Origin of the sequence: Chitinophaga caeni (genome assembly GCF_002557795.1) — a bacterium.
Taxonomy (GTDB): domain Bacteria; phylum Bacteroidota; class Bacteroidia; order Chitinophagales; family Chitinophagaceae; genus Chitinophaga; species Chitinophaga caeni.
In genome coordinates this window covers 363,274-375,674 of record NZ_CP023777.1, presented here as the reverse complement: position 1 = coordinate 375,674, position 12,401 = coordinate 363,274, and the positions used below count along the sequence as shown (strand labels likewise).

General features: G+C 44.0%; 11 protein-coding genes. 10 read left to right on the top strand and 1 reads right to left on the bottom strand.

Annotated elements, in window-relative coordinates:
- Nucleotides 1-57: 57 nt before the first annotated feature.
- On the top strand, nt 58-867 hold the full coding sequence (locus COR50_RS01470) for a HesA/MoeB/ThiF family protein (RefSeq protein ID WP_098192324.1): 810 nt from the start codon (nt 58-60) through the stop codon (nt 865-867).
- 72 nt (nt 868-939) lie between these two features.
- Nucleotides 940-1,755, top strand: coding sequence for an alpha/beta hydrolase (locus tag COR50_RS01465; RefSeq protein ID WP_098192323.1), 816 nt, complete (start codon nt 940-942; stop codon nt 1,753-1,755).
- A gap of 76 nt (nt 1,756-1,831) precedes the next feature.
- Here COR50_RS01465 and COR50_RS01460 read toward each other — a convergent pair whose 3' ends face one another.
- Nucleotides 1,832-2,743: a S66 peptidase family protein gene (locus COR50_RS01460; protein ID WP_198405755.1), complete on the bottom strand. Its 912-nt coding sequence runs from the start codon at nt 2,741-2,743 to the stop codon at nt 1,832-1,834.
- Between the two features lie 223 nt (nt 2,744-2,966).
- Here COR50_RS01460 and metG point away from each other — a divergent pair, with 223 nt between their 5' ends.
- From metG to COR50_RS22400, 8 genes are all read left to right on the top strand, one after another.
- Nucleotides 2,967-5,060 carry a methionine--tRNA ligase gene (gene metG / locus COR50_RS01455; protein ID WP_098192322.1) on the top strand — a complete coding sequence of 698 codons (2,094 nt, stop codon included), beginning with the start codon at nt 2,967-2,969 and terminating at the stop codon, nt 5,058-5,060.
- Nucleotides 5,061-5,267: 207 nt separating this feature from the next.
- Complete coding sequence (locus COR50_RS01450) at nt 5,268-7,667, top strand: 3-hydroxyacyl-CoA dehydrogenase/enoyl-CoA hydratase family protein (protein WP_098192321.1); 2,400 nt, start codon at nt 5,268-5,270, stop codon at nt 7,665-7,667.
- Between the two features lie 59 nt (nt 7,668-7,726).
- On the top strand, nt 7,727-8,617 hold the full coding sequence (locus COR50_RS01445) for an ABC transporter ATP-binding protein (RefSeq protein ID WP_098192320.1): 891 nt from the start codon (nt 7,727-7,729) through the stop codon (nt 8,615-8,617).
- 55 nt (nt 8,618-8,672) lie between these two features.
- Nucleotides 8,673-9,455, top strand: coding sequence for an ABC transporter permease (locus COR50_RS01440; RefSeq protein ID WP_098192319.1), 783 nt, complete (start codon nt 8,673-8,675; stop codon nt 9,453-9,455).
- 103 nt (nt 9,456-9,558) lie between these two features.
- Nucleotides 9,559-10,338, top strand: a complete 780-nt coding sequence (gene surE / locus COR50_RS01435) for a 5'/3'-nucleotidase SurE (RefSeq protein ID WP_232516249.1) — start codon at nt 9,559-9,561, stop codon at nt 10,336-10,338.
- Between the two features lie 36 nt (nt 10,339-10,374).
- Complete coding sequence (locus tag COR50_RS01430) at nt 10,375-10,677, top strand: hypothetical protein (RefSeq protein WP_098192318.1); 303 nt, start codon at nt 10,375-10,377, stop codon at nt 10,675-10,677.
- Nucleotides 10,678-10,719: 42 nt separating this feature from the next.
- Nucleotides 10,720-11,838, top strand: a complete 1,119-nt coding sequence (gene lpxB / locus COR50_RS01425) for a lipid-A-disaccharide synthase (RefSeq protein ID WP_098192317.1) — start codon at nt 10,720-10,722, stop codon at nt 11,836-11,838.
- 106 nt (nt 11,839-11,944) lie between these two features.
- A complete protein-coding gene (locus COR50_RS22400) occupies nt 11,945-12,118 on the top strand; it encodes a DUF6728 family protein (RefSeq protein ID WP_198405754.1) in 174 nt (57 codons plus the stop codon).
- The last annotated feature ends 283 nt before the right edge of the window (nt 12,119-12,401 follow it).

Genomic DNA, 12,401 nt, shown 5'->3' with positions numbered 1-12,401 from the left:
ACAAAAACAACACAAGAATCCGTGTAATCCGTGTAATCCATTTCAAAATAATCCGTGATGGCTTTAACAGAGAAAGAAATATTAAGATACAAACACCCGATGGGCGTACCCGGTATGGGCATCGATATGCAGGAAGGCTTAAAAGCAGCCAGGATTTTGGTTGTAGGCGCCGGTGGATTGGGTAGCCCTATTTTACAATACCTCAGCGCTTCCGGCGTTGGTGTACTTGGAATTGCAGATTTCGGCGTAGTGATGGAAGAAGATTTGCACCGCATGCCGCTCTACCAAATGCAGGATATCCGCAAGCATAAAGCTAAAATGGCAGCAAGCCGCTTATGGGGATTGAACCCGTTCACGAAACATTACCCTTTTTTATTGCAGGTACACCCGGGGAACGTGGGCGACTTAATCGAAAATTTCGACCTGGTTTTGGATTGCTCCCAGGATGCAGCCACGCATTTAGTGATCAATGATGCTTGTATTATAAAGGATAAACCTTTCATCATCGCGGAAGTACATAACTGGATGTCTTGGTTCGGCGGGTTTAATTTACCGTTAAAAGATAATGAAAGAACAGCCAGCTACCGTTGCAACCAAGAATTGATCGATGAATACCGCAATTTTGACGCAGGTGCCTTGGGAACAACGCATGGTGCCACAGCGATATTGTTGGCTAATGAAATCCTCAAATGGATCGCCGGGGTTTCCACATTCGCCGGAAAGCTCTTTACCTACGATTTCCTGCATAATACCCAGCAAATCATCGAGCTTAGTCCTGATATGGCGCGCCTGGAAGCAGTAAGGGTGGTTGGTATCTTGACAGCCGAAGCCTACGGTATGGAATTAGTACCTGAAATAGACGATTAAAGATAATTTAGTAAAATACCGGGGCATCAAGGAGATCATACCTTGATGCCTGTTTTTTAATAGCAAAAGGTTATGGCCGTAGCATCAAAGAGATTATTTATCAGGATTACGCTAATCGCGGTATTATTATATGTACTGGGGGGCCTGGGCTTATATTTTTACCAGGAAAAAATCATCTTTCACCCGAAGGTGCTGCAAGATGATTTTAAGTTCCGGTTCAACCAACCATTCGAAGAAATAACGATCCCAGTAAACGACCATGAACAACTTAGCGCCGTTTTGTTCAAAGCCGATTCCGCGAAGGGGATCGTACTGTATTTTCATGGTAATGCGAACAATATTTCTGCCTACGCGAAATACGCCGGCAACTTTACAAGAAAAGGCTATGACGTGTTGATGATGGATTACCGCGGTTTCGGTAAAAGCAGGGGGAAATTAACGCAGCAAGGGATGTTTGATGATGCATTGGTCATGTACCGGTTGGCAAGAAAAAGGTTTGAACCCGGGCAAATCATCATTTATGGGAAATCCATAGGAACCGCCGTGGCTACCGAATTGGCGAGCATCCGGGATTGTAAAAGATTGATCTTGGAAACACCGTATTACAGCATACCTGATATTGCCGGTACCTACGGAGCTGTTTATCCCTTGAATTGGATATTGAAATTTCCTTTGCCTACATATCAATATTTACCAAAGGTTACTGCCCCGATCAATATATTCCATGGCACTGCCGATGATGTGGTACCTTATGAATCCGGTAAGAAATTGGCAGCATTATTTAAAAATCCCGCCGATGAATTTATAACAGTTCCCGGTGGTAAACATAATGACCTGGCAGGTTTCCCGGTGTTTTTAGAAAAATTGGATTCATTGTTGGAACAATGATCCGGGATTTTGCGGGATTCGGTCGCGACCGAATCCCACATGTGACCGAATCCCGCATGTGACCGGATCCAGCAAATCAGTTTTTAATTTCCCGCAGCAAACAATCTGCCCCGATTTTTAATTCGTGCATCATCCCGTGTTTCAGGGCGTAATTTTCATGTTGATGCCCGACGGGGAAATTATAACATACAGGGAAATCATATTCCTGCACGATATTATGTATGATCTCAAATTCATTTTGTCCAAATGGAGTTTGAGTGTCTTTGGACTCGGTAAATGAGCCGACGATCATCCCGGCAAGATCCTCGAGATAACCGGCTCTCTTGAGGGTGTACATCATCCGGTCAACACTGTAGCGGTATTCCCCGATGTCTTCCAAGAATAAAATGGCGCCCTTGGTCTTAGCCTGGGATTTTGAGCCGCAAAGTCCTGCCAACAAGGTCAGGTTGCCGCCCACCAAATGCCCTTTGGCTTTGCCGGGGCGATTCAGTTCGTGGGCTGCAAATTCATATTTATACTTTTTCCCGGTAAGGGCATCGTGCAAGCTTTGTACGTATTGATTCCCTTGCGTTACCTGCGTAATGCCGGAACACATCGGGCTATGCAATGTCGCGATCCCGGTTTTTTGGTAAATATGCGAATGCAAAGCCGTCACATCACTATAGCCGCAAACCCACTTGGGATGCTTCTTGAACTTGTTGAGATTCAATTGATCCAGCAGGCAAATCATCCCGTAGCCGCCTCTCCCGAACAGGATCGCTTTAATTTCAGGGTGATCCAGCATGTCCTGGAGCTCTTCGAGTCTTAGTTCATCCGGGGCGGAAAAATTATGGAAACTGGTGCCGACCGTGATACCGAGGTATACCCGGAAACCCCAGGATTCAAGCACTTTGGCGGCATATTCGGCTTGGTGAAGCTCCATTTTGCTACTGGCGCAGGTGATGCCGATGAGATCACCTTTTTTAAGATATGGGGGAATTTTTATCATTCTAATACGCTTTATTTACCTTTGCTGATTAATTGTTGTTAGATAAATTTAACTTCCTAGCAATTTAAGGGCTTGAAACCTGCTACAGTATTGATTTTTGTACTTAAATTAGCGCGGTCAATTGCCCTGGTTGCTCTAGCGGCTAAATTGGTAAATTGTTTTGGACATTCCAAAACCGGATCAACGATTAGGGGATTTTTAACATTACGGATTTATTAACAATATGAAACAATTTAACAGGTATCTAGTTACCGCCGCGCTTCCTTATGCAAATGGCCCTGTTCACATCGGCCACCTTGCCGGTTGCTATTTGCCATCCGATATCTATGTTCGTTATCTCCGCGCGAAGAAAGCGGATGTAAAGTTTATCGGTGGTACCGATGAACATGGGGTGCCTATTACCATCAAGGCGATGCAAGAAGGTGTTTCTCCTCAAGATATTGTAGACAAATATTACGCGATCATCCGCGATAGCTTTGCAGCGATGGGAATTTCTTTCGATATTTTTTCCAGGACTTCCAATAAAACGCATCATGAAACCGCCGCCGCTTTCTTCAAGAAGATGTATGAAGACGGCCTTTTCGAAGAAAGGGAAAGCGAGCAGTATTACGATGAGAAGAAGCAAATCTTCCTGGCGGATCGTTATATTATCGGTACTTGCCCCAAATGCGGTAATGAGAAAGCTTACGGCGATCAATGCGAACGCTGCGGCACCGCGCTCAGTCCCGATGAATTGATCAACCCGCATTCTGCTCTCAGCGATGCCGTTCCCATTAAAAAGAAAACCAAGCACTGGTACATGCCTTTACAGCAATATGAGCCCTGGTTAAAGGAATGGATCATCGATGGTCATAAAGAATGGAAAAATAACGTGTACGGCCAATGTAAAAGCTGGTTGGATAATGGCTTGCAAAGCCGCGCTATGACCCGCGACAGCTCCTGGGGTATCCAGGTGCCGATCGAGGGTGCCGAAGGTAAGGTGTTGTACGTTTGGTTCGATGCCCCGATCGGGTACATCTCCGCCACCAAGGAACTTACACAGGATTGGGAAAACTATTGGTGTAAAGAAGATACCAAGCTGGTGCATTTTATCGGGAAAGACAATATCGTTTTTCACTGTATCATCTTCCCCTCAATGTTAAAAGCTCATGGAGGCTTCGTATTGCCCGACAATGTCCCGGCAAACGAGTTCCTGAATATAGAGGGCGAAAAAGTTTCTACTTCACGTAACTGGGCCGTATGGGTGCACGAATACGTGAAAGATTTTCCGGGGCAAGAGGATGTATTGAGATACGTATTGTGCAGTACGGCGCCAGAAACAAAAGATAATGATTTCACTTGGAAAGATTTCCAAGATCGTAACAATAATGAGTTAGTTGCCATCCTCGGTAATTTCGTGAACCGCACCATGGTGCTGATGCATAAATTATGCGGTGGAAAAGTTCCCCCCTACCACGTGGAACTGAAAGATGAAAAGGACGAAGCCATCGTGGCAATGCTGCAACAGGCAAAGCAAAAAGTGGGCGATGCCCTGGAAAACTTCCGATTCCGCGATGCATTGGCAGAAATGATGAACGTAGCCCGCGAAGGCAACCGCTATTTGCAAGAAAAACAGCCTTGGATCGTTGCGAAAAACTTGGAAAGTGATCCCGATGCGCAAAAATTGATCGATAATTGTTTACATGTTTGTTTACAATTGACAGCTAACCTGGCCATCCTGATGAACCCTTTCATGCCTTTCACCGCGAAGAAAGTTTGCCATATGCTGAAAGTGGTAGACCGCATGTTGGATTGGGAAAATGCCGGTAGTATGAAATTGGTTAGCGTTGGATATTCATTGAGAGCCCCGGAATTATTGTTTAGCAAGGTGGAAGATGAAGTGGTGAAAGCCCAGGTGGATAAATTGCACGAAGGCCTGAAGAGGGCGATGGCGGCTAATCCTACTACAAGCGAACCAACCCCCGAACCGGAACCGGAAGTAAATATTAAACCGGAAATTCAATTCGATGATTTCGCTAAGATCGATCTGAAAGTAGGTACGATTACCGCCGCGGAGAAAGTACAAAAAGCGGATAAGTTGTTAAAACTTACCGTGGATTTAGGTTTTGAACAAAGAACCGTTGTATCCGGTATCGCGATGCATTACCAACCTGGCGATATCGTAGGTAAACAGGTGACCTTGGTAGCCAACTTGGCTCCACGGAAAATGAGGGGGATAGAAAGCCAAGGTATGATCCTGATGGCTGAAGATAAAGATGGGAAATTGGTATTCGTGAATCCTTCCGATACGGTAAGCCCGGGTAGCGGCGTAAGCTGATACCGAGGTAAAGTAAAATTATATTGAAAAAGCCAACGCTAACTCCAAGCGTTGGCTTTTTTTGTTTTAAAGTCATGTTAATTATTAGGTTACCATTGGTCGTTGTCACTTCCGGGTTGTCCCATTCTCAAAAAAAACAAGTATATTCATCTATCTAAATTTCCACGAAGAAATAGTATCGTTAACCGATAAAAAGCAAGCTAAATCATGCAAAGAAGAATCAATAAAGTAGCCGTTTTAGGCTCAGGTGTAATGGGATCTAGGATTGCCTGCCATTTTGCAGGAATTGGCGTGAAAGTATTACTGCTTGATATTGCCCCAAAAAGTTTAACGGAGCAGGAAAGCAAGAAGAATCTCAGCCTGGATCATCCTGCCGTTAAAAACAGGATCGTGAATGATGCTTTGCAAGCTGCGCTTAAATCGAACCCTTCCCCTGTTTTTACCAAGGATGCCGTGAAACACATCACCACCGGGAACTTTACCGATAATATGAAAGATATAGCCGGTGTGGATTGGGTGATCGAAGTGGTAGTTGAAAACCTGGATATCAAGAAACAGGTATTCGAACAGGTCGAACAATTCCGTAAACCCGGTACGCTTGTTACTTCTAATACATCCGGCATTCCTATTCACCTGATGAGCCAGGGCCGGAGCGAGGACTTTCAAAAGCATTTCTGCGGCACTCACTTCTTTAATCCCCCGAGGTATCTAAGGTTGTTGGAAATTATTCCCACACCACAGACATTACCCGGGGTGGTGGACTTCCTGATGGAATACGGCGACTTATACCTTGGCAAAACCACCGTGCTTTGTAAAGATACCCCTGCTTTTATAGCAAACAGGGTAGGCGTATTCTCTATCATGGCGATATTCCATATCATGCAACAAATGAGTTTGAGCATCGATGAGATTGATGCCTTAACCGGGCCTATCATCGGTAGACCCAAATCCGCTACTTTCCGCACTGCCGATGTGGTCGGGATAGATACACTGGTGAAAGTTGCGAAAGGAGTAGCTGAAAATTGTCCTGATGATGAAGCGATTGCCATCTTTAAAATACCGTCGTTCCTTCAAAAGGTAGTGGAGAACAATTGGTTGGGAGATAAAACCGGTCAAGGTTTCTACAAGAAAACAAAAACAGGTAAAGGCAAGGAGATATTAACGCTCAACTTGGAAACCATGGAATATGGCCCCAAGGTAAGAGCCAAATTCGCGGGTATCGATGCCGCGAAACCGGTAGAGGATTTGAAAAAGAGGATCAAGATGCTCGCCGCGGCCGGCGATAAAGCCGGGCAGTTCTATCAAATGTTCCATGCATATTTATTCTCTTATATCTCGCACCGCATCCCGGGCATTGCGGATGATTTGTATAAGGTCGATGATGCAATGAAAGCCGGTTTCGGTTGGGAAATCGGAGCCTTCGAAACCTGGGATGTAATCGGCGTAAAAGCCGGTATCGAAACGATCAAAGCGAATGGCTTAACGGTAGCTCCCTGGGTGGAAGAGATGTTGGCTAACGGGAATGAAACTTTCTACAAGGTTGAAGATGGGAAAAAACTTTATTATAATCAAGCCTCGAAGTCATATGAAAGTATTCCGGGCGCTGAGAACTTCATCATCCTGGAAAATAAATCAAGCAACATTGTTTGGAAGAACAGCGTCAGCCATTTGTATGACCTGGGGGATGGAATCGTTTGCCTGGATTGGAAAACGAAGATGAATACGATCGGAGGGGAAGTGCTGGATGCAGTGAATAAAGCGGTAGACCGTGCGGAAAAGGATTTCAGGGGATTAGTGATCGGTAACGACGGCACGAACTTCTCCGCGGGAGCTAACGTGGGTATGATTTTCATGTTGGCTGCCGAACAGGAATACGATGAGCTGGATATGGCAGTGCGCTTATTTCAAAGAAGCACGATGCGGCTCCGGTATTCTTCGATCCCGGTAGTGGTAGCGCCACATGCATTAACGTTAGGCGGCGGATGCGAAATGTGTTTACATGCCGATAGTGTACAGGCCGCGGCCGAAACTTATATCGGCTTGGTGGAAATGGGCGTAGGTCTCATTCCCGGTGGCGGCGGAACCAAGGAAATGACCGTCCGGGCTAGCGATGAATACCATGCCGGGCAAATTGAATTACCGCATTTACAGGATCGGTACATGACCATTGCCACTGCAAAGGTGGCTACTTCCGCGCAGGAAGCATATGGGATGGGTATATTGGATGAAGGGAAAGACCTGGTTACGATGAACTTGTCGAGGTTAATTGCAGATGCTAAGACCCGCGCCATTGAATTAGCGGATGCAGGATATACGAAGCCACAAGAAAGAACGGATGTAAAGGTATTGGGGAGAGGTGCATTGGGCGCACTTTTAGCGGGAATTAACGGTATGAAGTTCGGTAATTATATATCCGAACATGATGCTAAAATCGCGCAAAAATTAGCATACGTGATGTGTGGTGGTGATTTGACTGAAATGTCCCAGGTGAGCGAGCAATATTTGCTGGATCTCGAAAGGGAAGCATTCCTTAGTTTGGCCGGCGAACGTAAGACCTTGGAAAGATTGCTGAGCGTAATTAAAACCGGTAAACCTATCAGGAACTAAAAGAAATTAGAACCGATCAAATTCAAATTATATATTTATATCAACAAAAATCCTATTCTTTGGAAAATAATGTATTATCCCTTAACAATATCTCCAAGAGTTACGGGCCAGTTAGAGCTTTGACGCAAGTTAGTTTCGATGTGCCAACAGGGAGTGTATTTGGAATCCTAGGACCCAATGGTAGTGGGAAGACCACTTTGCTCGGCATTATCATGGATGTTTTGAAATCCGATGAAGGAGCTTACAGTTGGTTTGGGCTGGGCACCAACCATGAAAACAGGAAGCGCATCGGCACCCTTTTGGAAACACCTAATTTCTACCACTACTATTCCGGCGAAAAGAACTTGCAAATCGTGGCTGCTATCAAGGGGAAAGGAGAAGAACGCATCGGTGAAGCGCTGAAAATTACAGGTTTGTACGAACGCAGGAAATCCAAGTTCAGCACCTATTCCCTCGGGATGAAACAACGCTTGGCCATCGCGGCAGCGCTGCTGGGAGACCCAGAAGTACTTTTGTTTGATGAACCTACCAATGGTTTGGATCCTGCCGGTATTGCAGAAATACGCAAACTGATCCAGGATTTAAATAAATCGGGGAAAACGGTAATCATGGCGAGTCACTTACTGGATGAGGTAGAGAAAGTTTGTACCCATATGGCTATTTTAAAGAAAGGTGATATGCTTACAACGGGCATCGTGAACGAAGTGCTTTCGCATGAAGATACGATCGAAGTTAAAAGTGATGATCTTGGAAAACTGGCAGCGGTCATTAAAGAAATGCCTTCGGTAAAACATGTACAGGAGGTAGGCAGTACTTTGCATGTTACTTTCAACGAGCCAGTCGGCACCGCGCAATTAAATCAATATTGTTTCGAGCAGGGAATCGTGTTAACACATCTGTCGATCCGCAAGAAGAGCTTGGAAGCCAAGTTCATGGAATTGACCAATTAACCGTTTCTTTTCCAAATCTAAACCGTCATTTTCCATCACGTAATTAAATCAGTCGATGTATAAACTTCTTAGAGTAGAATGGTTTAAAGTTAAAGGCTATAAAGCATTCTGGATTATATTAGCCCTGTTTGCCATCCCGTTCCCGATCGTATTTGTTCAGGTAGTAAAGAAACTGGATGAGCAATTAAGCGCTTTCAGCACCTTGATAACAGCTTACCCTAACCTTTGGCAATTCACTGCTTATTGGGGTAGTTACAATATTATCTTGCTGGGTATGCTGGTGATCTTAATGATTACCAATGAACATACCTACAGGACCATGCGCCAAAACATAATCGATGGTTGGAGCAGGCAACAGTTTTTCTATGCCAAGTTGATGCCCATATTTATCCTCGCCTTGTTTTCAACAGTGTTGATTGCTTTGACCGGTTGGATCGCAGGTTATGAAGTAGATGACCTGTTGAATGTTAACAAGGGAACCACTTATATTTTTTATAGCTTTTTACAATCATTGGATTACCTGTTGGCGGCATTGTTTATAGGGGTGTACGTAAAAAGGGCGGCATTGTCGATCGCTATATATTTTATGTACGCGATTTTAGGAGGAGAATCCTTGGTTCGTTTCTTATTGAACCGGTATATAGGAGGCGAAGTTGGTAATTTCTTACCCTTGCAGGTATCTGATGAAATGATCCCGATCCCGGGACTTGATAAATTACCGGGCAAAAGCGGTTTTTCATCAGAATATAACACCGAAACCTATCTCATCGCAACACTAATTTACATTGCAATTTTCATTTACCTTATTTACCGTAAGTTGCAAAAATCTGATTTGTAAGCACTTGTTTATATAAAAATAATGTAACGATACCCGGCTTTACCGTAAATACAATTGGTTGCTTGTTACTAAGAACGTACATTTGAATATAAATTTATCTGCCGTGGCAAAGAAGAACGAACCTATAATCTTAGTAACAAATGATGATGGTATTACAGCGCCGGGTATCCGTGCTTTGATTGAAGCCGTGCATGGTAAAGGACGGATTGTTGTCGTGGCGCCGGATAGCCCGCAATCGGGGAAAGGGCATGCCATCACTATCGGCGTACCGCTCCGGTTAGATCCCGTGGATATTTTCGATGGAATCGAGGCTTGGCAATGTTCCGGCACACCCGTAGATTGTGTGAAACTAGCCAGGGATAAGATTTTAAAAGGACAGGTGCCCACTATATGCCTTAGTGGTATTAATCACGGGGCGAATCATTCGATTAACATCATCTATTCAGGTACAATGTCGGCCGCTATGGAAGCCGCGATAGAAGGTATACCATCGGCAGGATTTTCATACTTGGACTATAGTTTTGATGCAGATTTCACGATTTGCAAAGAAGTGGTAGAAGATGTGGCGGATAAAATGTTGACAACCGACTTGCCCAGGGGTACCCTGTTTAATGTCAACATCCCAGAAGTTAGCAGGGAGCAGTTTAAAGGCATTAAAATTTGCCGCCAGGCGAATGCCAAATGGGTGGAGGAATTTGATGAAAGGAGAGATCCGCATGGAAAGAAATATTACTGGTTGACCGGTGAATTTAAGAACCTTGATTCCGGTAATGATACCGATGTTTGGGCCTTAGAGAACGATTACGCCTCGCTGGTGCCGGTACAATTTGATTTAACAAGCTATCAACTAAAGGAAAAGCTTTCGAAAGATTGGAAGCTATAATGAATCCTTATCTATAAAATCCTATTCTATAAAACTATGCTCAAGAAAGACAATCTCACATTAGGTATGATCTTGGGATTTCTAACCCCGGTATTAGCCTTTGTGTTGTATTGGATATATGCCAGGGTGCAGAAGGGGTATTCCTTCTCGCAGTTATTGGATCTTATCAGTATCAACCATTTCATGTTGTTACCTAAAGTGATGAGTTTATGCCTGATCGCAAACGGCCTCGTATTCTACCTCTATACCCGGAAAAGAAGAGATATTACCGCCAAGGGAATCTTCTTAGTAACAATGTTGTATGCAATTATAATTTTGTTGCTCAAAATCTTCCGGTAAATTTGCCTTAGCCACCGTGGCAAAAGAAGAAAAAGGATTTTCATGAAATATTACATAATTGCTGGGGAAGCTTCAGGGGATTTGCATGGCAGTAACCTAATTAAGCAACTCAAAGTTTTAGACCCGGAAGCCGATATCAGGGCATGGGGAGGAGATATGATGGAACAAGCCGGGGCTAAAGTGGTGAAGCATTACCGCGACTTGGCCTTTATGGGTTTCGTGGAGGTGGTGATGAACCTGAGAACCATTTTTAAGAACCTGGATGCCTGCAAGCAGGATATCGCTAATTTTCAGCCTGATGTGTTGGTATTGATCGATTACCCGGGATTTAACCTGAGGATCGCGGAATGGGCTAAGCAGCAAGGTCTTAAAGTAGTATATTATATTTCCCCGCAAGTGTGGGCATGGAAGGAAGGCCGGGTGAAGAAGATCAGGGAGTGTGTTGATAAAATGCTATGCATCCTACCCTTTGAGCAGGAGTTTTACAAGAAATGGAATTATGATGTTACCTACGTCGGGCATCCGTTAATTGAAGTGATTAAAGATGCCAGGGAGCATTTACAAGCGCCGCCTTTTTCAGATAAACCGATCATCGCTTTATTACCAGGAAGCCGCAAGCAGGAAGTAAAAGAGAAATTGCCGATCATGTTGTCGGTCGCTAAATATTTCCCCGAATATCAATTTATAGTTGCGCAAGCGCCTAGCTTGGAAGATAGTTTCCTGGAGACCTATACATCGGCCTACCCGAATGTTTCCACGGTAAAAGGAAAAACGTATTCATTGCTTTTGCAAAGTTCCGCAGCCTTGGTAACCAGCGGCACGGCAACGCTTGAAACAGCCTTGTTCGGTGTGCCGGAGGTTGTTTGCTATAAAGGAAGCCCGGTATCTTATTTCTTCGCCAAGAGGTTGATCAAAGTCAAGTATATTTCCCTCGTCAACTTGATCATGGATAAGCCGGTCGTAAAAGAATTGATCCAACATGATCTTACCGAGGAGAACCTGCTCAAAGAATTGACCCTATTGTTGAAAGATGATCACAAACAGCAACAATTAAAAGCGGATTATGCCATGTTGTGGACGATGTTAGGTGATGGCACGGCCTCAGCGAAAGCGGCCAAGGAAATAATGATCACGGATGACACGGATGGCACAGATGTTTAATGTACAGATGTTTAATGTACAGATTTTTAATGCCCGGATTTTTAGATTGGCTTTTTGATTAAGGGGTGGCATTTTTGTACTTTTGGATAAGTAATTGTACCTGGATATGAAAAAGATTTTCGATCAAATTTTACGTTATTTATATATCAAGAAAAGGGATCCCGATGCCCCAACAAACACCAATATCAAGTTGATGCACGGCATGAACCGTATTTCCATACTCCTGTTTGTCATTGCCTTAATTATTATGATTACCCGTCTTTTTTTTAAGCACCATTAAGTTTTAAATACAAGTCTTTATCCCCCCTTAGCGCCCTTATCCTTTCATTACCCAACACAAAGTATTGAGTGCGGAGTGCCTAATACCCGGTACCAAGTAATCAACCTCCGATTTCCAACCTCCAACTTTAAGTTGAAATTCCTTATCAATCCATCTTTTAATCCTAATAGACACCCTTCAAATAGAACAAATATCCGTGCAATCGGTGCAATCCGTGATTTAAAACGTAAAATTGACGCTTTATAAATGTCGATAAATCCCTATAAATGTCATTAAAGTGCCA